The organism is Rodentibacter pneumotropicus DSM 21403 (assembly GCF_000379905.1).
In the GTDB taxonomy this organism is placed as follows: domain Bacteria; phylum Pseudomonadota; class Gammaproteobacteria; order Enterobacterales; family Pasteurellaceae; genus Rodentibacter; species Rodentibacter pneumotropicus.
This window is the reverse complement of record NZ_KB904056.1, coordinates 23769-47544: the sequence shown is the minus strand read 5'-3', so window position 1 is coordinate 47544 and position 23776 is coordinate 23769. Positions and strand designations below refer to the sequence as shown.

Below are 23776 nucleotides of genomic sequence, written 5' to 3'. Positions count from 1 at the left end.
ACTCAGCATCAAACATTAATGACAACATTTACCCTAGAACCTCAAGATAATTCACGCCTTCAATCCCTTTGTGGTGCATTTGATGAGCATCTCAAACTGATCGAAAAAGAGTTTAACCTGAACATTGCCCGCAATAATTTCACTTTTACCCTCAAATCAAATGAAGACAGCCCTCAGCCCTACCACGAAAAACTCATTCAAAGTGCGGTTAGATTAATCCAAGATTTATATGTGGAAACGGCACCGCTCAAGGGAAAAGTGAATGAATTAGACTTAGAAGATGTGCACATTGCTCTACAAGAAAGCCGAATGCTTTCTCAATCGGAATCGACACGAACAGAAAGTAAAGTTTACAGCACAACGATTAAAACTAAACGCGGAGTGATTAAGCCGCGTGGTGAAAATCAAATTCAATATTTGCACAACATTTTGACCCATGATATTAGTTTTGGTATCGGACCTGCGGGCACGGGAAAAACTTTTTTAGCCGTTGCGGCAGCGGTGGAAGCCCTAGAACGGCAAGAAATCCGCCGTATATTATTAACCCGTCCGGCAGTTGAAGCGGGGGAAAAACTCGGTTTCTTACCGGGAGATTTAGGACAAAAAATCGAGCCTTATTTACGACCGCTTTATGATGCGTTGTTTGAAATGTTGGGTTTTGAACGCGTACAGAAACTGATGGAACGCAATGTGATTGAAATTGCCCCTTTGGCATATATGCGGGGACGAACATTAAACGATAGTTTTATCATTTTAGATGAAAGCCAAAATACTACGGTGGAGCAAATGAAAATGTTCCTCACCCGTATCGGATTTAATTCTAAAGCGGTGATCACCGGCGATATTACGCAAATTGATTTACCCCGTAGCACCAAATCAGGTTTACGTCATGCGATTGAGGTATTGGAAGCTGTACCTGAGTTGAGTTTCAATTATTTTGATAGTAAAGATATTGTGCGTCATCCGGTGGTGGCAAAAGTGGTACAAGCCTATGAAGCATGGGAAATCCAAGATGAAACTCGCCGTAAGGAATTAGTCGCACAACGTCAAGTCGAGCGGGAAAAAGAGCGGTCAGTTTTAACTGAGAATTTAGGAGAATAGCGTGGGGAATATCATCATTGATTTACAGATCGCCACTGAAAATACGCAAGGTTTGCCTACAGAGCAACAAATTACCCAATGGGCAACCGCAGCAGTGCAACCGGAAGGCGATAATGTGGAAATGACGGTGCGTATTGTGGATGAAGCGGAAAGTCACGAACTCAATCTCACTTATCGTGGAAAAGATCGTCCGACGAATGTGCTTTCTTTTCCCTTTGAATGCCCCGATGAAATTGAACTGCCTTTATTGGGCGATTTAGTGATTTGTCGTCAAGTTGTGGAATGTGAAGCCATTGAGCAGGAAAAAACGCTTATGGCACACTGGGCGCATATGGTCGTACACGGTAGTTTGCATTTATTGGGCTATGATCATATTGAAGATGAAGAAGCTGAAGAAATGGAAAGCCTAGAAACACAGATTATGCAAAATTTAGGTTTTTCTGATCCTTATTTATTGGAAAAAGAAGAAAATAATTTGGAGTAACCATGTATAAAGCCGTATTTAGTGATTTTGATGGGACACTATTAACTTCGGATCATAACATCTCCCCAAGAACTTTGGCTGCGATTCAACGTATCACTCGTAAGGGGATTCCTTTTGTTCCTATTTCAGCCCGTTCCCCCCTTGGTATTTTGCCTTATGCCAAGCAAATTGAAGATTACAATGTCATTGTGGCATTTAGCGGTGCACTGATTTTAGATCGAAATTTGACCGCACTTTATTCCGTGAATATTTCACCGGAAGATATTCAAAAAATTAATCAAGCTTTGGCACTGTATCCTGAATTAGGTGTAAATTATTACACCAATGACGATTGTGTAGCTCGTGATGTAAATAATAAATGGGTCATTTTTGAGAAGAGTGTGACGAAAATTCAAATCGATCCTTATGATGAGCGTGCGGTTTATTCGCCACACAAAATTCAAATTATTGGTGAAACAGATGAAATCATTGAGATTGAAAAACGTCTAAAAGAGGCTTTTCCACATTTAAGTATTTTCCGTTCTCATCAAAATTTCTTAGAAGTGATGCATCAATCCGCTACAAAGGGCAACGCTGTGCGTTTCTTAGAAGATTATTTTAATGTAAAAATTGAAGAAACTGTCGCCTTTGGAGATAATTTTAACGATCTGGATATGTTGGAAAATGTTGGCTTAGGTGTAGCAATGGGCAATGCACCCGAAGAAATTAAACAAGCCGCCAAGCGTGTCACCGCAACAAATAATGAGGATGGATTAGCCCTGATTTTGGAAGAGATTTTTCCGGAATAAAAATAGATAAAAAAATGACCGCAAATGCGGTCATTTCAAGTTATAAAACTATTTTAATTTCTCACCATTGAATTCTCCGGTAAGACTTTCTAAGAATGAGGATATATCATCAATATCTTGTTGTTTTGGCTGTTGAACATTGCTTTGATATTTTAGCATCACTCGAACGGCTTCTTTAAGATCGCTTGCCGAGGCATCATGGAAATAAGGGGCGGTTAGAGCAATATTGCGTAGTGTCGGTACTTTAAAACGATGCATATCATAAGGATCTTTTGTTTGAGCAAAACGACCTTCGTCAGCCTCTGTTAAAGGAGTACCACGATCTTTAAAATAGTCTCCATAAAGCCCCATATATTCATAGGATTGTCCGCCTAGAGAAACACCGGTATGACAAGTGTCGCATTTGTTTTGTTTGAATAATTCATAGCCACGAAGTTGCTGCGCATTTAATGCTGTTTGATCGCCTTTCAAGTAACGGTCGAAGTCACTATTTGGCGTAATTAATGTTTTTTCATATTCTCCGATAGCGTGAGTAAGGGTTTCTTTTGTAATTTGTGGGTATTCTTTCAAAAATTCTTTTTTGAAATCTTCATCCATTTCAAAGCGTGCGACGATCTCATCCCAAGAATTTGAGCCCATTTCAAGAGGATTAGTTGGAGGTCCTTTTGCTTGATCGGCTAAATCGGCTGCGCGACCATCCCAGAATTGAGCGAAGTTAAAAGCTGCATTAAACACTGTTGGGGCATTAATCGGGCCTTTTTTTCCATCAATACCGGTTGAGGTTGCAAGACGATCTACGCCACCTTTATCTAACTGGTGACAGGTGTGGCATTGAATACTTCCATCACTAGACAAACGCCCATCAAAGAAAATACTATGACCAAGCGCTACTTTTTTGGCATCTGTTGGAATACTGTCCGGAATAGGTTGAACGAGACGATTTGCATCGGTATTAGGTGTTCCTTTCGGTAATAAGATTTGGCGTTTTTCATGAATCCAATTAAGTAAAAATGCCTTTTCCTGATCATCAGGTTTAGAACCCCAGTGTAAATGAGTAAATTCAGGCAATGGCATTTCATCATTTTCAATTACACGCTGTAATTTTGCTAAATCAGCTTGTGATAATTTGCTTGGATCTTTTGCGCCTTCAAGTAACCGATCCATACGAAATGCACGAAGCCCGGCTGCAATATCATTTTGCATTTTATTGTTTATAACGGGTAATGTTGAATAAAACGGGAGTGTGGCATTGGGGCTATGGCAATATTGACATCCATTATTGAACAGGGTTTTTGCGACTTTTTGTTGGTCGTTAGAGTAGTGATTTTCCACTAATAATTTTGTGGCCTGTCCTTTATCAAATTGATGAAGATAGCCCACAACACCTAAATAACCGATAATGCTCAACGCACCGATGCCAAGTATCCACTTTTTCATATAATCCTCCGGTAGAGATAAATAAATTCGACTAATTATCACTGATAAATAGATGAAGTTTTTTGATAAAAATCAAAAAATTTAATTTGTTAAAACTATAGATTTGATTGTTTGCAGTAAAAATATATTTATTTTATAGAGATTAAACAAAAAATAACCGCACTTTTATTTATTATATGAAAAGTACGGTTATTTTCTTAATGTTTTTAGTTTTTAAAATCAGTGCCTAAGCAAGGACGAATTTTGTTTATCATCTCTTTTAACACGCGGGTTGGTGCGGCAACGATATTGCCACTACGTAAATAGCCGTTGTCTGCCTCGAAATCGCAAACTAAACCACCGGACTCACGTACGATTAAATCACCGGCTGCGCAATCCCATGCTTTTATGCCCATTTCAAAATAACCGTCAACACGGCTTGCAGCCACATAGCATAAATCCAAAGCGGCAGAACCAGTGCGACGGAAATCCGCAATGTTTTCAATCAATGCATTCATTATGGCAAATTGGGTTGGCATCAGTTTTGGCTGTTTGAACGGGAAACCTGTGGCAAGAATGGCACCTTGAAGTTCACGTTTTGCGTTAACCCGTAAACGTACTTCATTTAATTTTGCGCCTTCACCCCGTACGGCCGTAAATAATTCGTTACGGATTGGATCATACACCACACCCACTTCGGTACGGTTTTTCACACGGATAGCGATTGATACGGAAAAGTGCGGCAATCCATTCATAAAATTGCGGGTGCCGTCTAGCGGATCGATAATCCATTGTATATCACTTTCTTTCCCTTCAATCGCACCGGTTTCTTCAGTGATAATTGTGTGATCAGGATAGGATTTATGAATAATCTCAATAATTTCTGCTTCAGCGAGTTTATCTACGTTGGTCACATAATCATTAATTCCTTTTTGCGTTGCTTCAATAGTATCACGGCGTTCGTAATTTTTAGCAATGACATTGCCCGCTCTTCGTGCCGCGCGAATGGCGATATTTAACATTGGATTCATAATTCCACCAGATTTTAAAGAACCGAAAATTTTCCGCGCCATTATAACGGCATTTATGAAAATAACCAGATGAAAATCCACAAAACAACGTTTTTCCTTATCTTTTTATATTTTTTGAGAGCCGAATCGAAAAAATGATTCCGTATTGTTGTAGTTGTTAGAAAAAGCATTAAAGTGCGGTCGAAATTGAGGAAAGTTTTATGCGAAAAGGTGTCACATTAGTGGAATTATTAATTGGTTTGGCGATTATCGGTATTGCATTGAGCTTTACTGTTCCCTTTTGGCAAAGCGGTGATTCTAAAAGGATTTTAGTCAAAGAACAGCATCGTCTTTATTTGTTTTTACGGCAAATTCAGGGGCGGGCGGAAAATTCTTCCGAGATTTGGTTTATTTTGGCAAATCGCCATCCCATAACTAATCGCTGGTGTATGACTGCCCAGATAAAAAATGACAAAGTTTGTGATTGTTTGAATCCGACAATTTGCCCAAAAGAGGTTTATGCCCATTTTTATTACCCTTATTTTGCGGAGAAAACAACGATTATTAGCCCGAAGATGTACCCCTCGGAAGTGGCCCGTTTTAATGGAGTACGCAATACAGTCGATTCTAACTGCTTTTTATTGCAATCTGGGGAAGAACGTACGTTATTTTCCTTTTTTAATGTAGGAAGTTTGAAATTGAAACCAAATCAATCCGCCAGTGCTTGTACGAGATAATAGAATGAAAAAAGGGCAAACCTTATTGGCGTTAATGATTTCATTAGCAATTTCAGCCGCACTTTTGCTGCTGATATCACGGTTTTATACCAATATACAGGTTCAGAATCAGCAGATTTTCTTGAGATTGAAACTTCAGGCGGAATTGCAACGTACGATTCAGCTTATCGGTAAAGATCTTCGTCGTGCCGGTTTTCGTGCTTTAAATAATCAATTAATTGAAAGTAATGTTGCTTTGTTTGAATTAGATGAAAAAGGTTTAGCACTGATTATTTCACAAGCTGATAATGCACCCAAAAATAGTTGTGTCTTATTTTTTTACGATCTCAATGGGAACGGTTGTATCGGTGAAAAATATACAAAAAACACTTGTTTAAACGGTCGGCAAAATATAGCCAAAGGAATTGAAAAAGAACTTTTTGGTTATAAATTGAATGGCAAAATGATTGAAACGAAACAAACTTATAAAAGTGCGGTTAATGCTAAGTGTCAATCAAATGAATGTCAAAAAGCACTTCAACAAACCGCTTGTAATGCCGGCGGAGGTTGGACGGATTTATTGGATGAAAATGAGTATGAAATTACTCACTTGCAATTTAATTCGGTAGCGGAAGGGAACGGAGTGGAAATTCAGCTTGTCGGTAATTTAAAAAGGTATCCTGCTATTCAATATGAAACATCAATGGTGGTGGCATTGTGGAATCAATAATGCAACAAAAGGGGAGAAAAGGTGTGGTAACACTCACAATCTTGATCTTTCTTTCAGGATTATTGGGAGTGATCTTGCTTTTTGATGATAGTACCTTGAGTTTTTTTCGTGCACAGCAAATGCAGCGTAAAAATTATGTGGAACGAACATTAGCTTTGCAAAGAATGACATCATTAGAGAAACACAAAGCTTGTTCATCATTGCCTTTGGATAATTCGGATCATGTTCGGCAGATTTCTATAAATCTGGAAGGAGCAGAAGATGCAATTCAGTATTCGCTGTGGTGTCAGCGTACCGCGATATTCAAAAAATCACCAACAAAAGGCGACAATCAAGGCTTGTTGACACATTTTATCTACTTAGAAAATCTTGATAGATTTCGACCGCACTTCTCAACGCCACCTTATCCCTTAGCAACGAATAACACACCACAGTTATATTGGTTCCCAGAGAAACAAACGGAATGGGAGGTGAACGGTACAGTGCAAGGCATTTTAGTAGCGGAAGGGAATTTAACATTGCGTGGTAACGGGCGGGTGAGCGGGGCGGTGATTACAGGCGGAAGTCTTGCCTTGGAAGGTGTTACTGTCGCCTATGGTAAAAAGATTATTGAGCCCTTGGTGCAACAATATAGTGAATGGCAATTAGCGGAGAAAAGTTGGAGTGATTTTAAAGCCTCTAGTGAATAAGGGAATATCGCTGACTTCCGTGATGTTTACGCTTACGGTGTTTAGTACATTGTTTCTTGTGTTTAATCGTTGGACGGCCAGCCAACGTCAAAGTGCGGTGAAAATTTATCATGATTTTCAAGCATTACAGATTGCGGAGAATCAAGCGCAGCGGCAATTTTTAGGTTTATCTTGTGAACAACAAGCGAAACAAAATGGCATAGCTTTTCAAATACAATGTCAAGGTAATCGGGTGGTTATTCGTTCTCCTCAGGGGGAATTTTCCCTGAAAAATGAGTAAAAAACAGGTAGAATGCAACATTATTTTTGCTTATTTTGATAGGTTGCCATTGTGTTTATTGTTTACTATTCCAACCAACTTGAAAAACAGAAAGATATTCTTGCCGAATTATTCAAAACTCTTCCGCGAGAGGACCCTTTTCAGCAAGATATTATCTTGGTGCAAAGTCCCGGTATGGCACAATGGTTACAGATGGAATTGGCAAAGAAAAATGGCGTTTCTGCCCATTTAGCTTTTCCCATGCCGGCAACCTTCATTTGGCAACTTTATGCGGATAATCTGCCGGCGGTTTCGTTGCAAAATCCTTTTGATAAAGATTCAATGATGTGGCGTTTAATGAGGCTTATGCCCGATTTTTTAGGAAGGGAAGAGTTTTCTCCGTTGCGTCATTATTTGGCTTCCTCGCCTCATTCCGAACAATACAAATGTTATCAATTAAGCCGCAAGATCGCAGATCTTTTTGACCAATATTTGGTTTATCGTCCCGAATGGATTTTTGCTTGGGAAAAAGGAGAAGACGAGGGCATTGTCACACAAATTAAGACGCAACAGGCTCATTTAAATGAAACTTTGTTACAACAAATTCTTGGTAATGTAGCATGGCAAGGGGTATTGTGGCGTGCTTTAGTTTCGGATATTAAAGCCGATATGGGGGAGAATGCTACTCACCGCGCGGCTTTACACGAGCAATTTCTTGCTTTATTAAATAATAAAAATCAATCGAAAAAATTGCCAAGCCGCCTTTTTATTTTTGGTATTCCGGCATTACCGACTGCCTATCTGTCTATTTTGCAAGCCATGTCATCGGAAGTAGATATTCACCTCTTTTTTAATAATCCCAGCCAAGAATATTGGGGTGATATCCGTGATTTGCGTATGGACTATCTTTCTAGCCGTACACGTCGAAACTATCAAAAAAACGCTGAAATTCAACCGCTCTTTTCAGAAGAACAACGCACTGCCTTGCAGCAAGGATTGGTCGAAACCACTTATCATAATGAACACTTGCAAACCGGTAACCCGTTGTTGGCAGCTTGGGGAAAAATGGGGCGTGATTTTCTTTATACATTGATTCGGGATGAAGAGCGGATTCCCACTTACTCAGTGAATGCTTATGAAGAGATTTCAGCCTCGACCTTGCTTGGTCAATTGCAATCTCATATTTTGCATTTAGAAAATCAGCCCTTAAACATTGAAAAAAATGATCGCTCTTTGACCGTGCATGCCTGCCATAGTGCCATGCGGGAAGTGGAAGTGTTGCAAGATTATCTGTTGCATTTATTCAACCAAGAGCCGACACTCACGCCGAAAGACGTGGTGATGATGGTGGCGGACATTAACCAATATACCCCTTATATTCAAGCGGTTTTCGGTCAGAAAAATGGTGAAACACCTCTGATCCCCTTTTCCATTTCGGATAATAAATTATCGGAAAGTGATGTGTTGGTTTCCTGTTATTTGGCATTATTACGCTTAAAAGAAAGTGCCTTTAGTGCAGAAGAAATACTGACTTTCTTAGATATTCCTGCATTGCGTGAATGTTTTGATATCTCCCTTTCCGATTTACCTTTAGTACGAGAATGGATCTCGGATGCGGGCATTCGTTTTGGTTTGCAGAAAAACCAAGAGGGAATTAATTTCAATTCATGGCAGGCCGGTTTAGAACGTATGGTATTAGGCTATGCGATGCGTGAAGAGCATGGGATTTGGCAAGATTGCCTAGGTTTTGATAGTAGCTATGGTTTAAAAGGCTTATTGGCGGGGAAATTGTCACGTTTTTTCACTGTTCTTTCTCATTGGCATAAAACGCTCCAGCAAGCCCACCCAATAGAAAAATGGCATGAAATATTAACCGCACTTTTGACGGATTTCTTTGCACAAAATGAACAAACCAATGACACCCTATTTTATATTCAAGAGAAAATTAACGAGGTGGTGCAGCAGCTCACCTCAATTCATTTTGATTTATCTTTGCAAGTGGATGTGATAGCCGATGTAATGACCACCAAGCTGGAAGAATCCCCGAATAGCTTGAAATTTTTAGCAGGCAAAGTGAATTTTTGTACTTTGCTACCGATGCGGGCTGTTCCTTTCAAAGTGGTGTGTTTACTGGGAATGAATGAGGCGGATTATCCGCGTACGCAAACGCCAAACAGTTTTGATTTGATGCAGTATCACCATCAAAAAGGCGACCGTGTCCGCCGTGATGATGATCGTTATCTATTCCTTGAGGCTCTGCTTGCCGCACGTGATTACTGTTATATCAGCTATATCGGGCGTTCCATTATTGATAACCAAACGAGGGAACCTTCCGTATTGGTGAGTCAACTGCTCGACTACATAAATCAAAGGGATGAGCAGAGGTTACAGGTTCAACAGCACGCAATGACGGCATTCAGCCCTAGCAATTTCAAAAATGAGGGTAATTTCAACCGCTCTTTTGCCACGAAATGGTTACCTATGGCAAAAGATGGTGGGCAGGCTGAGCCAAAAGAGTTTGCCTCGATGATGGAACATCAAGAAAAGATAACGGAAATTGAGCTGGAGCGTTTAGTGGGATTTGTGGAAAACCCTGTAAAATTTTTCTTTGAAAAACAACTTGGTGTGTATTTCCGTGATGAAGATGATCGCATTGCCGATAGTGAGAATTTCACTCTGGACGGATTGGATAACTATAGGCTCAATAATGATTTGGTATATGCAGATGAACAACAATTTGATAAATATTTCGCACAAGCCACAGTAAAAGGAGTGCTACCTCGTGCTCAATTTGGGCGGGTGGCAGCGGAAAATACCCGTAATATCGTGCTGGAATTTAAGGAAAAAATTGTTGATCTCGGCGAGCCGGCTCATCGTTCGGTTGATTTTACGCTGAATGTTACTTGGCAAGAAAAAGAACAGGCTATTCGCTTGTTTGGTTATATGGATAATCTTTTCAATGATACACAACAGGTGATTGAATGGCATTTTGCCAGCTACAAAGATCGTTATCGTATCCGCCCTTGGCTTTATTATTTAATTCAATGTATCACTCAAAAAACGGCAATACCGCCCAAATTAATCACTAAAGATCAAGTGATTGAATTTCCTCAAGTATCATATGAAACCGCATTGGCACAATTGCAAATCTATGTACAGGCTTATTTACAAAGTCAGGTGGAAATTCAACCAATTCCTACCGTAGGGAAAATATCGGATTTCATTATAAAAGATGAAAGTGCGGTCGATTTTGATGGAATTTTGACGACGCTACAAAAATTGGCGGAAGATGAGAAACGGGGCAACTATAAGAAAAAAGCGGATCCTTATTGGGCGCGTTTGTTAGCGCAAACTATGAAATTTGAAAATCGGGAAAACTTGCTGGTATTGCTAAAACAAACAACAGATTGGTTTGGCGTATTATTTGCAAAAAATGATCCAAAATCCTTGAATAAAGGAATGAAGTGAATCGTCAAAATAGACTTTTTTTGCTAAGATAGATACCCATTTTTAGGAGGATACCCTATGCACTGCCCATTTTGTTCCACTGAAGAGACAAAGGTTATTGATAGCCGATTAGTCTCGGATGGTTATCAAGTTCGCCGCCGCCGTGAGTGCGGTCATTGTCATGAGCGTTTTACTACGTTTGAAACTGCCGAATTGGTCATACCTAAAATTATTAAAAGTGATGGCTCAAGGGAGCCTTTTAATGAAGATAAGCTTCGTAGTGGTATTCAGCATGCTTTGGAAAAGCGCCCGGTAAGTTCGGATGATGTGGAAAAAGCGATTAGTCATATTATTTTGCAATTACGTGCTACCGGTGAGCGTGAAGTGCCGAGCCAATTAGTCGGTAAATTGGCAATGAATGAATTAAAAGAAATAGATAAAGTAGCCTATATTCGCTTTGCTTCGGTATATTTGAGTTTTGATAATATCAACCAGTTTACCAAGGAAATTGAAAGCCTAAAGGATTAATTATGTCGGATCAATTTACCGCTCAAGATTATCAATTTATGCAACGAGCTTTGGATTTAGCGGCAAAAGGCGTTTATACCACCACGCCGAATCCTGCCGTGGGCTGTGTTTTGGTTAAGAATGGTGAGATAGTGGGGGAAGGTTTTCATTTTAAGGCGGGGCAGCCCCATGCGGAACGGGTTGCTCTTGCACAAGCGGGTGAAAAAGCAAAAGGCGCAACTGCTTATGTTACTTTGGAACCTTGCTCCCATTATGGCCGAACGCCACCTTGTGCATTAGGTTTGATTGAAGCAGGGGTTGTGAAAGTGATCGCTGCGATGGAAGACCCTAATCCACAAGTGGCGGGTAAGGGATTGAAAATGCTTGCTGAAGCGGGCATTGAAAGTGCGGTCAATTTATTAAAGGATTCTACGGAAAAACTCAACAAAGGTTTTTTAAAGCGTATGAGGGAAGGAAAGCCTTTTGTCCAACTCAAATTAGCCATGAGTCTTGATGGTAAAACTGCCATGGCAAGCGGAGAAAGCAAATGGATTACCGGAGTAGCCTCACGTGCAGATGTGCAAAAAATGCGGGCAAAATCGTCCGCACTTTTATCCACGTCTGCCACTGTTTTAGCCGATAATCCCAGTTTAAATGTACGTTGGGAAGATTTTTCCAATGATCTCAAAAAAGAATATGTGAAAGATACGCTACGTCAGCCGGTGCGTGTTATTTTAGATTCGCAACATCGTATTCAGCCAAGCCATAAATTATTTGAAACAGACGCTCCGGTGTGGTTGGTCTCAAGTGAAGCGCGTGATCTGGCGAATTTTCCCGATTTTTGTGAACAAATTATTTTACCTAAAGAGAATCTCTTATCCGAATTAATGATTGAATTAGGCAAACGTCAAATTAATACCCTTTGGAGCGAGGCAGGAAAAAATTTAGCCGGTAGCTTGATTGAACAAAAATTGGTGGACGAATTGATCCTTTATATTGCCCCGAAATTATTAGGCGAAAAAGCCCGTAGTCTGTGCAGTTTGCCTCATTTAACACAATTAGCCGATGCCCCTCTGTGGCAACTTGACAAAGTTCAACAAATTGGTGATGACATAAAATTAATTTACACACCAAAAGGATCTTAAATGCTTAGAAAACTTTTTTATTCTGCTCTTTGGGGATTAGCCGCAGCCGGAATAATTCTCTTTGCTGTGCCAAGAATAAATAGCAGCAACATTTTTACCTCTGATGATATTGTTTCTTTTAAAAATGCGGTACGTATCGCATCGCCTGCAGTGGTAAATGTGTATAATCGCTCTTTCTCTTCAGCCAGTATTGATGATAATGATCAACTGCAAGTGAATAATTTGGGATCTGGCGTGATCATGAGTAAAGACGGCTATATTCTCACTAATAAACACGTGATTCAAAATGCGGATCAAATCGTTGTAGCACTCCAAAATGGCAATATTTATGAAGCAAACCTCATCGGTTCCGATAATTTGACGGATCTTGCGGTGTTGAAAATTCATGCCGATAATCTTTCCACTATCCCACAAAATGCGAATCGCCAAGTTCATGTGGGAGATGTGGCTCTGGCGATTGGCAATCCTTATAATCTTGGACAAAGTGTTTCTCAGGGGATTATTAGTGCCGTGGGGCGAAGTGCGGTAGGGGATTCCCTTGGTCGACAAAATTTTATTCAAACGGACGCTTCAATTAATCGTGGTAATTCAGGTGGGGCATTAATTAATTCCGCCGGTGAATTAGTCGGTATTAGTACATTGAGCATTGGTAAAACCTCAACCGAAATAGCCGAAGGGTTGAATTTTGCTATTCCAATGGATATCGCAAATGATGTATTGCATAAAATTATTCGTGATGGACGGGTAATTCGAGGCTATTTTGGTGTACAAAGTGAGATTAATTCCAGTGCAGAACAAGGAATTTTGATTACAGGCGTTACCCCGAATAGCCCAGCATCTAAAGCAGGCATTCAAGTGGGTGATGTTATTTTAAAACTTAATAATCAAGAGGGAATTTCAACCCGTGAAATGATGCAAATTATCTCTAATACCAAGCCTAATACAAGAGTGACGGTGACAGTGATGCGTTTGGGACGGGTATTTGATTTATCTGTGATGGTGGAAGAGCTTCCGTCTAATTAGAGGTGATATGGAAATTAAAACCAGTCATTTTTTTGCCTGTTTAGATCGATTGCGTTTGATCCAACGTTGGTCGCTAATGCGTAATATTGAAAAAGAAAATCTTGCAGAACATAGCCTGCAAGTCGCATTTGTGGCACAGGCATTAGCGATTATCAAAAATAAATTTTTTGGTGGCAAGGTTAATTCGGAACGCATTGCTGTGATTGCGATGTATCATGATACTTCTGAAATTTTTACCGGTGATTTACCGACCCCCATAAAATATTTCAACCCTGAAATTACCCAAGCCTATAAACAGATTGAGAGTGCAGCAGAACTCCATTTGATCAGCCTTCTCCCTCAAGAATTACAAGAAGATTTCGCTTCTTACCTAGACAGCGAAACTTTTTCGGATGAAGAGAAGCATCTAGTCAAACAAGCCGACCTCATTTGTGCCTATATTAAAGCCCAGTTTGAACTGGATAATGGCAATCAAGAATTTAAAACCGCTAAAACCAGACTTGAAGCCCTTATGCAACAGTGGCACAGCAAAGAAATGGATTATTTCTTACAGGTATTTATGCCAAGTTTTGGACGCTCTTTGGATGAGATTGCGTTGTGATTTAGAGAAAAGTGCGGTTGAGAATGAGGCTGTTTTTGATACTTTATTTAATAAGTAGAAAAGATTTTGATGTGAAGAGTCAAATTTTCATCAACTTGAATACTTTTAAAATCTGTCACTCTTTTTCATTTCGCAGTGCTATAATAACAAGCCGATTGATTTACTCACACTTGAGGTTGTAGCTCCCTTTTTCATTTCGCAGTGCTATAATGGTATATAACCTCTTAACTTGCACACATTAGTTGTAGCTCCCTTTTTCATTTCGCAGTGCTATAATTCGCAGGTACGAATATTGGTGGTCGAATTAGTTGTAGCTCCCTTTTTCATTTCGCAGTGCTATAATATGGAGAGCAAAAAGCCTTGAACTGTAAGGGTCCAAGGCTTTTTTATCAAAAGAAAAAACAGTTTAAAACAATAGAAGTTGATTAGAATTGACCTTTTTTTCTTGTAATTTTTTCTCTCCAACTAAAATTTCCATATTAGCAAATTGCTTTTCTGTGATAGCAATGCAGCGAATTGAACCTTCTTCCGGTAAATTTGCGACTAATCTTTTATGATGCTTTTCCATTGAATCTCTTCCTCTTACAATTCTTGTGTAAATAGATAGTTGTAGCATTTGATATCCATCCTTAAGTAAAAATTGGCGGAATTGATTTGCTGCTCGCATTTTTGCCTTAGTAGTAACCGGTAAATCGAATAATACTATCATACGCATGAAAATATTCTCACTCATATTGATGCTCCGCAAGCGGTAGAATTTCCGGTAATTTTAGCAAATGGGCCTTTTTACTAATTAATGCAGCTTGCAAAGTGCCAACCATTCTATCAATTGCGGTTAACGTATTTACTTTTTCTTGTTTAAACAATAGTTGGTAATTCAGAACTTTTATTAAACGCTGCTTTAGGATAGGTGATAGGTTTATAGATAATCTATCTTCATTCGCCAGTTGTATCACCAATAAATCTACCAAGGGACGAAACGGCTCAATAAAATCATCGGCAAGATTAAACGCATTCAGCTCACTATGATGAAACAAGCCAATTTGCGGTAGCCAACCATACAAAACCAATGCTCGAGCTACAGCTGAACGCATGACGGTATAGCCGTAATTCAATGCACTGTTTACTGCATTTTCATCTTCGGTGCGTTTAAAGCCTTTACCAAACAAAGTTTGAAAATAAATGACCGCACTTTGTGCTTCTAGGTTATCTTTATCACCCGATTTCACTTGCTCTGCCATTTTAAACAAGCGGTCGGATGCCACTTGAAATGTGCAAATACTCAATACTTTGGCTTGATTAAGAATTTTCTGTTGCACAATTTTCTGCCAAAGTTGCTTTTTTTGTGGCAAGCTAGCTTCTAGCTGTAATTTCAACGTTTTAAGCTGTCGATGATATTGATTAAATGGCAGCCACTGACCACAAGGTAAAAACTGCTCATCACAAGTTAACAACGTAATACCGTATAAACCAAAAGCCGATAACAGCGGAATCGTAATGACCGTCTCTCGGCTTTCCACCACCACAATCGCAATATCTTCCAAAGGTACAGTAAATTCATTGCTCTCTTGCTGTATCAACATTTGATTTTTCTGCAAAGAAAGTTTACCGCCCTTGCTAATTAAAATACTACGCCACGTCATAGATTGTTCCTTAAATACAAAAATCCCCACACTTGTTAAAGTGCAGGGATTAAATTAACGCACGTGCTGTCGTTTAGTCGGACGACAAGGACGGATATTTTTGCCGAGTTCGTCGACTTGGTACTTTTCAAGGGAAATAGCTAGTTTTACACCAACTTCTAAGTAAATACCTAATTTCCCTTTAGACTTATCTAGATCATGCTCTTTAATATTTATATTGCTAGTAGCTCTATTTAATCCATTAAAATATCCAAAGATTGTTTTCTTTTTGGTAACTAATTTAATTAGATCATTTTGACATAGAGAAAATTGGAAAGTAGCCATTTCATCCATAATATCCCAATCATTTTCATCTTTACCTTGTGTCGCAGCCCTATTCGGTAAAATCCCTTTCGCTACCTGCCAAGTATAAATCGGCACTAAGAAATATTTTCCACCTTTAGTAAAAACATCAACCCGTACCATTGAAGCATTATCCGCAACACCGTTACCATCACGTACTAATACCCCCGATTTTTGTGTTTGTTCCAATCGGACTGCTTTGACTAATGCCCCACCCTTTTTATAGAATGGTTCGGCAAAGGCTTTGGCTGGGTCGTTACCAAATTGCTCTAAACGTGCTTTTAAGGATTCATACAATGCAATTTCACGATCACGATTAACCATTCGTTCTAAATCACTCAATTTAAGTTGTGTTAAAGGGACTTTTAACACACTTAAACCTTCATTTAATCGTTTTGCGGATTTTACCGTTTCCATATGCCCTTGCCCTGTCATTTTTCGGGTTGGCATTCTCGAAACAAACAATGGTTGCACCCATTCGTGATTATATTGCGGATAATCAGGCAGGCGATTTTCTAATTCCAATTTTGGATTTTCACTAAAAATGCGAATTTCCACATTCTCTTTGAAAAAAGCCCAAGGGCTTGGAAAATGTAATGGAATAATCTCGCCAGTTTCACGATCGATACGTTCACCGCTAAAGACATTTCCTTCGTTATATCTCACAAATCGAGTGATTTTTTGTTGCATTGCCACAGTAGAGCAAGCCACCACAACCGCGTCCAGTGCGTGGTGGCGATCATTCTGTTCACGCACTTTTTGTAAGCCCCAACGATGCCGCAATAACGCCGTGATTTGCCCGTTTGAAGCAAACACGTTTCGCTTGCCTTTACCAACCAACAACATATTATCGGCAATAAAGTTACATAAGAAACGAGCTACATAGCGAGTATCGTTTAAATTACGTTCGATAAACCCTTTTTCATCCAATTTATGGTTCAAAATGCGTTGTTTTTTAGCATAAGAGAAACCGCTGGTTTGTACTCGTACAACAAAATGTTGCCAACGCTCACTGTTATTTTTACCATCTAACCATTCATAAGGCGTTAAATTGCCTTTATTTTGGTTCTCGTTGGCAAGCACCAGTACTTTATTATTAAAGCTATCATCCCACGTGCGAGAAAATGGCAAAGCGTGATCCACTTCTACATACCCCTTCTCAAGCAAACGATGAAGTTCTAAAGATTTTCCAGAATATAAACATTTCGCTTGTTGTAACTCATACAATCGCATTTTTAAAATATCTTTACCTTTCGGCTCCCCCACAAAATGCGGAAACATTTCTTTAAATTTTTTGACCGCACTTTCACGTTGCTTACGATTATCTTCTTGCTGTTTTTCAAGTTTTTTACGATCTTGGTAAGATTTGCCGACTTCTCTCGCTGTTTCAATATGAATACGGGCAGGCGAACCATATAACCGCACCACCGCATTGATCACTTTACGGGCTTGGGTCAGGGTGCGTAATACCACAGGATTTCGGATTTCATCGGCAGGAATAGTCGGCAACAAGCGGGTTGTTTCTGTCGATTTTTTACCATAATGATCACCATAAATCGCAGAAACCGCCTCATCATAACGTTGCCCTTGCAGCATCAATGGTAAAATTTGGTGTAAGGCTTTAAGTGAAAGTTGAATAAATTTATCGAAATTTAAATTTTCCAATAACGCATTTAATACCCTTTCTGGTAGTTTTCCCTCTAAATAACGGCAAATATCATCATCCGTTTTATACAACGAAAATGCCGTGCCAATCTCATCTAATAAATCGGAATTGCCTTTTAACTCATTCCATTCCTTTTTTAATTCTGCACTGCCTAATGTTTTGCGGATTTGATGATAAAACTTCATTTCTATCAACGTAGTTTTGCTCTCTACTGTTTTTTTATCTTCGCCTAAATAACGAACCCCTTTGAAAATAGCATTATCAGATAACGCAAGCATTGCTCTCACTTGAGCATAAGTTAATTTTGATTTCTCATACGGTTGCTCAAGCAAAGCAAAACGTTCATTGTCATTTAAAGCTCTTTCCGTGCCATTTTCTAAAATGCGTAAATTATTCAGCTTGGTTAACCACACAAAACGTTCAGCAGAATAACTATTTTTTGCGGCTTTATATTCGCTGGGTTCGAAGGTACACTTGCCCAACATTTTTAAAATCGCATCACCCGCAAGAGCTGGCTTTTGCCACATTAGTAACGCCGTCAAATTTTCTAATAATGTGGTGGACGTGTAAGAATTGCCTAACTCAGCTTGGCGTTGAAATAATAATTCCATTTCTGCCAACAAATCCAAACGGCTAAAGGTATGGGTATAAGATCCACGTTGATTACGAATATGTCCTTCTTCTACTTGAAATTTTTTGACTGCAATTTCTGCAGGGGTACGATATTCGGAGGATTGCAACATTTGGTGGTTACTTGCGATACCTGAAAGTAATGCCCCCAGCTCTTTATTATCACTTTTACCCTCATTTTTACGTTGTGATAAATAGCCACGATGCTTTGACAAATGTAATAAAACCGCTGCCCACTCCTGACGTTCGAGTTTTTCCTTCAATCCTTTTACTCGAAGCTGCCAAACATTAATGGGTAATTTTTCATCAATAGAATGTAAAATCTTTTCTGCTTTTAATAAACGTTTTGCTTTTTTTAATCGCTCTGCTCGGCGTTTAATTAATCGCCGTGATGAACGAGCTAAACGACGAGACAATGCTAAACTTTCGCCGGTTTTAGCGACTTCAGCCCGTTCAAATGTACGGACGCCCACATCAATTAAGCGAATAGGTGAACTCTCCTCATCAATTTCCACAACCGCCCAACCAATAGAAGCAATGCCTAAATCTAACCCTAAAATGTAATTTAATGGATTATTTTGCATACAAGATCCTTATTCTATTTGAACATTAAACGATTGGATTCTATCAATTTCTTTCAATATTTCCAGCTTGACTTGCGAAAAACAAATAATTAGAATTCTACCCGTTGTAATAGCACTGCGAAATGAAAAACGTTGTTACAATAAGAGATGAATTTCTCGCAAAGCTCTGCCTCTTGAAATTTCGGTTTCAAGAGGCATCTTTTTAACTATTCATACTCTTTCGACTATTATCATATGGCTCGCTTTTCTGATAAAGATAACTTTTTTTCTATTTTACATTATTAAAACTGATTCCTTACCGTTCAAAGATAACGGCAAGTGAGTTGTATCATTCGCTACGGACTCAAGGTTTTGATAAAAGTTTGAGAACCGTTCAGCGAGTTCTAAAAAAGTTAGCGGAAGAATACGAAAGTGAATGTGATACGCGCGCTCAGCCCTATGGTTATTCTCGATACTCTTCATCATTGCCAATGTCTTCGTTAAGTGGTTCGCAAGCGGTGTTTCTCAAGATTGCAGAAAAAGAATTAGCCGATAAAGTTCCGAGTAATTTAATACGTGCTATGACACCGCTTTTTAACGATGCGAATGTGGTATTGTGTTTCGGTAATCAATATGCACCTGAAAAAATGTGGATGCGTAATGTGCGTATTTGTTATTCCTCTCAGTCTAATTTTGATCCTAAAATTATTGGACAACTTAACTCACTTATTTATGAGTGTAAGCAACCAGTACATTTCATACGCAACAAATGAGCCCATTGGGATTATTTGATAAGGCAGAAACTATTTATCTTATCGGAAAAAATGATAACAACGAGATTTTTATGATAGATCTTCGCCATATTCTTTCTATTCCACCTTTGAACTTTCTGCCGATATTTTGCCCGAATTTGACATCACGGTAATTGCAAGTAGTTATCAAGCAGGAGATGATAAATCCAGTCGGGCTGAAATGGCGGCAAAAGACGTGATGAATAATTTAATGGAACAATCCTCTTATATTAATAAACAAGCAAAATCTTGCTTAATGAATATTAAAGCTGGAGTGGATATGACCTTTGAAGAGTTTACAGAAATTAGTCGTATTCTGTGGCAAGAAATAGGGGAGGATACAACGGTTGTCGTGGGAACATCTCTCGATATGGATTTACAAGGAATCCTCGTAAGTACGGCAGTGATAATCTGATAGAAAAGTGCGGTCAATTTCCCAAACAGAAATGGCGTTTTTAAACGCCATTTTTTATTCCGGAACTTATATTATATCACCACAGAACCTACAATACTTCTGGTGGCTTCCTTCACTTCCGTGAGCTTCACGCGCACAATATCACCAATTTTGTATGTGCGTTCACCCTTAATATAAAGAGCGAGTTCATCGGAATTTACTTGGATTTCCTCTTTATTATTGTGAAGGGTTGAAGCCGGAACAAACATAGAAGCTCCATTTTCTAATAATTGCACCCGTAATCCGCCTCTCATCACATCTTGCACTTCTGCATCAAATTCAGCATTTTCAGCCACTTTGTCTGCAAGATAGCGACAATATAACCAATCGGCAATATCACGCTCTACGAGGCGGTTTTGGCGGCGGGCCTCTTGTAGGCGTGCCAACACGTCATCTTGTGGTTTTTCACAAGGTTGTTGGGTAAGTACGGCTTTGATTAAGCGGTGATTCACCATATCAGAATATTTACGAATTGGTGATGTCCAAGTGGCGTAGCCTTCCAAACCTAAACCAAAGTGCGGGGATAACTCCGCTTTAAATTCAGCGAAGGTTAAATAACGGCGTAAGCGTAACTCTAAATAGTCCCCTTCAATAGGTTCAATATCGTGACGCATTTGGCAATAGCCATTCAGAATTGATAAATTTTCCACTGAGTAACGCTCATTCAGTTCTGCTTGATTTTCTTCAGTGGCTAAATTTGCCATTAAGAAATGACGGGCGTTTTCCAAGAATTTTTTATCAAAACCGCTATGCGTATTGAAAATACCCGTTTGAGCTTGTTCGTTTAAGAACTGTGCTGCACAAATATTCGCAATAATCATGGATTCTTCCACAATCTGATTGGCAATGCGGCGGTGTTCTGCTTTGATTTCTTGCACTTTTCCGTTTTCAGCCAGCACAAAAGAATAATCCGGTTTTTCTTTGAATAACAACGAATGGGTTTTACGCCAGTTGATACGTGCTAGTGTGAATTGGTGTAAACGTTGAATTTGCTCGTTGATTTCAGCAGTTTCCGGTTGCCACGCATCGGGGGCTTGTTCTAAATAATCAGATACCTTGTTATAGGCAAGTTTAGCTTTGGATTGCACATAAGCCGAAACAAAATGCGGTTTTTCGGTGATGTTGCCTTGCAAATCCGTTTCAATATAGCAAACTAGGGCAGGGCGGGTTTCATTTGCTATTAAAGAACAAAGTTCATCGGAAAGCTCTCGTGGCAACATTGGAATATTAAAACCGGGGAGGTAATTGGTGAAACAACGTTGTTTTGCATCTTTTTCAATTTGTGAATCAAGGGCGATATAGGCGGTGGGATCGGCAATTGCTACCACTAATTTCCAACCGATTTGCTCCCCATTTTGCTCAATGGGTTCGATATAGAGAGCATCGTCCATATCCTGTGTGCTTTCACTGTCAATAGTAACAAAATGAAGTGCGGTCAAATCTTCACGGGCTTGTCGATCAAGCATTTCATAGTGATCTGCGCCTTGTACCGGATAACGGGATTGTTCGTGACGGGCGAGGGTGACCCACCAAGGGGCAAACTCATCTTCAGTACGGCAGATAAATTGATTAATAGTGGCATAGAAAAAGCGATCATCCCGTAATGGGTGGGTTTTCAAATTGGCCACCACCCAATCTCCTTCTTGCAATTCTTCTTTTACAGACTTGGCTTGTTGTGCACCAATAGGTTGATTAATACTTGGATGATCCACCAATACTTGTAATTTCTTGTCTTTATTGAACCGCACTTTGGCAATAAAACGGGTCAGCATGGGTTCAATTAAGGATTCCGGCTCCGCTTGTTCTTTATCGCCTTGCTTTTCAATGGTGGCGGTAATTTTATCCCCGTGCATCACTTTTTTCATGGCTGGCGGGGAGATAAAATAGCTTTTCTTGTCACATTCTAAAAAACCATAGGCTTTATCGGTGCTTTTTACCACACCTTCAACGCGTTCTTTGCTTTCGTGAATTTGTTGTTTGAGTTGTGCGAGTAGTGGATTGTCTTGGAACATAGTTATATTTTAAAAAAGAGAAAAGGCAGACCTAAAAGTCTGCCCAAAATAAATGAGATGAAAATTATTCTTCACCTAATTCGCCCATTGCGGTGATACTAAAACCGGCATCAACATGAACGATTTCGCCTGTAATACCGGAAGCAAGATCGGAACATAAAAACGCAGCGGAGTTACCCACATCTTCGATTGTCACTGTGCGGCGTAATGCGGCCGTTTTCTCAAAGGCAGAAAGCATTTTCTTGAAGTTTTTAATGCCTGATGCAGCTAAGGTGCGGATTGGACCTGCAGAAATGGCATTCACACGAATACCGTCTTTACCTAAATCAGCTGCCATTACACGAGTTGCCGCTTCTAATGAGGCTTTTGCCAAACACATAACATTGTAGTTCGGGATTGCACGTTCAGCCCCTAAGTAAGAAAGGGTGAGTAATGCCGCATTCGGATTTAAATAAGGACGTGCGGCTTGTGCCATTGCCACAAAACTATATGCACTGATATCGTGAGCAATACGATAACCTTCACGGGTAGCGGCATTCACATAATCACCGTCTAATTGATCGCCCGGTGCAAAGGCAATAGCATGCACGAAACCGTCAAATTTATCCCAATGTTTGCTTAATTCGGCAAAGCAGTTTTGAATACTTTCATCAGTCGCTACATCTAAAGGAAGCACGATGTCAGAACCAAATTCTTTGGCAAATTCTTCTACACGCGGTTGTAATTTTTCGTTTAAATAAGTGAACGCAAGCTCTGCGCCCTGTTCTTTCATTGATTTTGCAATCCCGTAAGCAATAGAACGATTGCTTGCAAGACCGGTGACTAAAATTCGTTTACCTGTTAAGAAACCCATATTTTTTCCTATTGGTTGAATGAAAAATTGTGTGGATTATACCTGTTTTGCCTATTTTGAGCAACGAAACGGCTTTTTGGTTGAACCAGTATACTACGCCGGATTATCAATATCCTTAAATTCCACATTAAAGCCATATTCTTTCGCCAGCCATTCGCCTAATGCTTTAATGCCGTAACGTTCGGTGGCGTGATGACCGGCGGCAAAAAAATGTATCCCTTGCTCACGGGCGGAATGAATGGTTTGTTCTGATACTTCGCCTGTAATAAAGGCATCACAACCTTGTGCCGCTGCCAAGTCGATGTAGCCCTGTCCGCCTCCGCTACAAATTCCTATTTTACAGATAAAGTGCGGTCCGTTTTCCGTGCAAATTAGAGGTTTTCGGTGAAGGACTTGTTCAATGCGTAAGGCAAATTCCTCTGCCGTTACCGGTTGATTTAACTCGCCCCAAACAGGAATACTTGGTGTGTTATTTTCAAGTGGGCGTAGATTTTCAATCCCTAACAGTTTAGCAAGTTGTGCATTGTTACCTAATTCAGGATGCACATCTAAAGGCAGGTGATAGCCATATAAATTAATGTCATTGATTAACAGGGTTTTAATACGTTTGCCTTTCATTCCCCGAATACAGGGATTTTCGCTTTTCCAAAAATAGCCATGATGGACGAGGAGGGCGTCTGCTTGCTGGCTGACGGCATAATCGATTAACGCTTGGCTTGCCGTTACGCCGGTAACGATTTTTTTGATATTTGCTTTACCCTCGACTTGTAAACCGTTTGGCGCATAGTCGGAAATTTGGTTTGAATTGAGGGTTTGGTTAAGAAGTTGTTCAAGTTCAAGATGATTCATCGTCAAAGAAAAAAATGAGAAAAAGATGGCGTATAGTACGAAATTTAACAAAAAATG

At 39.6% G+C, this 23776-nt stretch carries 22 protein-coding genes; 14 read left to right on the top strand and 8 right to left on the bottom strand.

Going from position 1 to position 23776, the window contains the following annotated elements:
• Positions 1–18 precede the first annotated feature (18 nt).
• From A3GE_RS0107205 to A3GE_RS0107195, 3 genes are read left to right on the top strand one after another with little or no spacing between them, the layout of a single operon-like run.
• Positions 19–1101 (top strand): PhoH family protein, encoded by a 1083-nt coding sequence (locus tag A3GE_RS0107205; RefSeq protein WP_018356586.1) that lies wholly within the window; start codon positions 19–21, stop codon positions 1099–1101.
• 1 nt (position 1102) lies between these two features.
• The gene (gene ybeY / locus A3GE_RS0107200; protein WP_018356585.1) at positions 1103–1585 is read left to right on the top strand and encodes an rRNA maturation RNase YbeY; all 483 of its coding nucleotides are present in this window, start codon (positions 1103–1105) and stop codon (positions 1583–1585) included.
• 2 nt (positions 1586–1587) lie between these two features.
• Positions 1588–2373, top strand: a complete 786-nt coding sequence (locus tag A3GE_RS0107195; RefSeq protein WP_018356584.1) for a Cof-type HAD-IIB family hydrolase — start codon at positions 1588–1590, stop codon at positions 2371–2373.
• Between the two features lie 48 nt (positions 2374–2421).
• Here the strand turns inward: A3GE_RS0107195 and A3GE_RS0107190 are convergent, their stop codons facing one another.
• Positions 2422–3810 carry a cytochrome-c peroxidase gene (locus tag A3GE_RS0107190; RefSeq protein ID WP_018356583.1) on the bottom strand — a complete coding sequence of 463 codons (1389 nt, stop codon included), beginning with the start codon at positions 3808–3810 and terminating at the stop codon, positions 2422–2424.
• Positions 3811–4016: 206 nt separating this feature from the next.
• Entirely contained in the window at positions 4017–4820 is an 804-nt protein-coding gene (suhB, locus tag A3GE_RS0107185; protein ID WP_026215431.1) for an inositol-1-monophosphatase, read from the bottom strand.
• Positions 4821–5020: 200 nt separating this feature from the next.
• On the opposite strand from suhB, the gene A3GE_RS0107180 reads away from it, so the two are divergent.
• Genes A3GE_RS0107180 through yfbR form a run of 9 tightly spaced genes read left to right on the top strand, consistent with a single transcriptional unit; the run spans position 5021 to position 13916 of the window.
• Positions 5021–5536: a type II secretion system protein gene (locus A3GE_RS0107180; RefSeq protein WP_018356581.1), complete on the top strand. Its 516-nt coding sequence runs from the start codon at positions 5021–5023 to the stop codon at positions 5534–5536.
• Positions 5537–5540: 4 nt separating this feature from the next.
• On the top strand, positions 5541–6245 hold the full coding sequence (locus tag A3GE_RS0107175) for a PulJ/GspJ family protein (protein WP_018356580.1): 705 nt from the start codon (positions 5541–5543) through the stop codon (positions 6243–6245).
• Positions 6245–6934 carry a DUF2572 family protein gene (locus tag A3GE_RS0107170; protein WP_018356579.1) on the top strand — a complete coding sequence of 230 codons (690 nt, stop codon included), beginning with the start codon at positions 6245–6247 and terminating at the stop codon, positions 6932–6934. The genes A3GE_RS0107175 and A3GE_RS0107170 overlap by 1 nt, the downstream gene beginning before the upstream one ends.
• Positions 6935–6956: 22 nt before the next feature.
• Positions 6957–7214: a DUF5374 domain-containing protein gene (locus A3GE_RS0107165; RefSeq protein WP_018356578.1), complete on the top strand. Its 258-nt coding sequence runs from the start codon at positions 6957–6959 to the stop codon at positions 7212–7214.
• A 51-nt stretch (positions 7215–7265) separates the two neighbouring features.
• Positions 7266–10661 (top strand): exodeoxyribonuclease V subunit gamma, encoded by a 3396-nt coding sequence (gene recC, locus A3GE_RS0107160; RefSeq protein ID WP_018356577.1) that lies wholly within the window; start codon positions 7266–7268, stop codon positions 10659–10661.
• Between the two features lie 57 nt (positions 10662–10718).
• The gene (nrdR, locus tag A3GE_RS0107155; RefSeq protein WP_018356576.1) at positions 10719–11168 is read left to right on the top strand and encodes a transcriptional regulator NrdR; all 450 of its coding nucleotides are present in this window, start codon (positions 10719–10721) and stop codon (positions 11166–11168) included.
• A 2-nt stretch (positions 11169–11170) separates the two neighbouring features.
• Positions 11171–12292: a bifunctional diaminohydroxyphosphoribosylaminopyrimidine deaminase/5-amino-6-(5-phosphoribosylamino)uracil reductase RibD gene (gene ribD / locus A3GE_RS0107150; protein ID WP_018356575.1), complete on the top strand. Its 1122-nt coding sequence runs from the start codon at positions 11171–11173 to the stop codon at positions 12290–12292.
• Positions 12293–13315 carry an outer membrane-stress sensor serine endopeptidase DegS gene (gene degS, locus A3GE_RS0107145; RefSeq protein WP_018356574.1) on the top strand — a complete coding sequence of 341 codons (1023 nt, stop codon included), beginning with the start codon at positions 12293–12295 and terminating at the stop codon, positions 13313–13315. It abuts the gene before it with no gap.
• Positions 13316–13322: 7 nt separating this feature from the next.
• A complete protein-coding gene (gene yfbR / locus A3GE_RS0107140) occupies positions 13323–13916 on the top strand; it encodes a 5'-deoxynucleotidase (protein WP_018356573.1) in 594 nt (197 codons plus the stop codon).
• A 406-nt stretch (positions 13917–14322) separates the two neighbouring features.
• Here yfbR and cas2 read toward each other — a convergent pair whose 3' ends face one another.
• Genes cas2 through cas9 form a run of 3 tightly spaced genes read right to left on the bottom strand, consistent with a single transcriptional unit; the run spans position 14323 to position 18781 of the window.
• Entirely contained in the window at positions 14323–14649 is a 327-nt protein-coding gene (cas2, locus tag A3GE_RS0107135) for a CRISPR-associated endonuclease Cas2 (RefSeq protein WP_018356572.1), read from the bottom strand.
• Positions 14642–15559 (bottom strand): type II CRISPR-associated endonuclease Cas1, encoded by a 918-nt coding sequence (cas1, locus tag A3GE_RS0107130; protein ID WP_018356571.1) that lies wholly within the window; start codon positions 15557–15559, stop codon positions 14642–14644. The genes cas2 and cas1 overlap by 8 nt, the downstream gene beginning before the upstream one ends.
• A gap of 54 nt (positions 15560–15613) precedes the next feature.
• On the bottom strand, positions 15614–18781 hold the full coding sequence (gene cas9 / locus A3GE_RS0107125; RefSeq protein WP_018356570.1) for a type II CRISPR RNA-guided endonuclease Cas9: 3168 nt from the start codon (positions 18779–18781) through the stop codon (positions 15614–15616).
• A 362-nt stretch (positions 18782–19143) separates the two neighbouring features.
• Between cas9 and A3GE_RS0107120 the strand changes: the two genes are divergently transcribed.
• Together A3GE_RS0107120 and A3GE_RS0107115 are read left to right on the top strand one after the other, a co-directional pair.
• On the top strand, positions 19144–19533 hold the full coding sequence (locus tag A3GE_RS0107120) for a hypothetical protein (RefSeq protein WP_136126034.1): 390 nt from the start codon (positions 19144–19146) through the stop codon (positions 19531–19533).
• A 127-nt stretch (positions 19534–19660) separates the two neighbouring features.
• Positions 19661–19966, top strand: a complete 306-nt coding sequence (locus A3GE_RS0107115) for an FtsZ/tubulin family protein (protein ID WP_136126033.1) — start codon at positions 19661–19663, stop codon at positions 19964–19966.
• Positions 19967–20037: 71 nt separating this feature from the next.
• On the opposite strand, the gene rnb is transcribed toward A3GE_RS0107115, so the two are convergent.
• The 3 genes from rnb to A3GE_RS0107100 all read right to left on the bottom strand — a co-directional run bounded on the left by rnb (position 20038) and on the right by A3GE_RS0107100 (position 23719).
• A complete protein-coding gene (gene rnb / locus A3GE_RS0107110; RefSeq protein ID WP_018356567.1) occupies positions 20038–22017 on the bottom strand; it encodes an exoribonuclease II in 1980 nt (659 codons plus the stop codon).
• Positions 22018–22081: 64 nt separating this feature from the next.
• On the bottom strand, positions 22082–22870 hold the full coding sequence (locus A3GE_RS0107105; protein ID WP_018356566.1) for an enoyl-ACP reductase FabI: 789 nt from the start codon (positions 22868–22870) through the stop codon (positions 22082–22084).
• Positions 22871–22963: 93 nt separating this feature from the next.
• Complete coding sequence (locus A3GE_RS0107100) at positions 22964–23719, bottom strand: Nif3-like dinuclear metal center hexameric protein (protein WP_026215428.1); 756 nt, start codon at positions 23717–23719, stop codon at positions 22964–22966.
• Between the last annotated feature and the right edge of the window lie 57 nt (positions 23720–23776).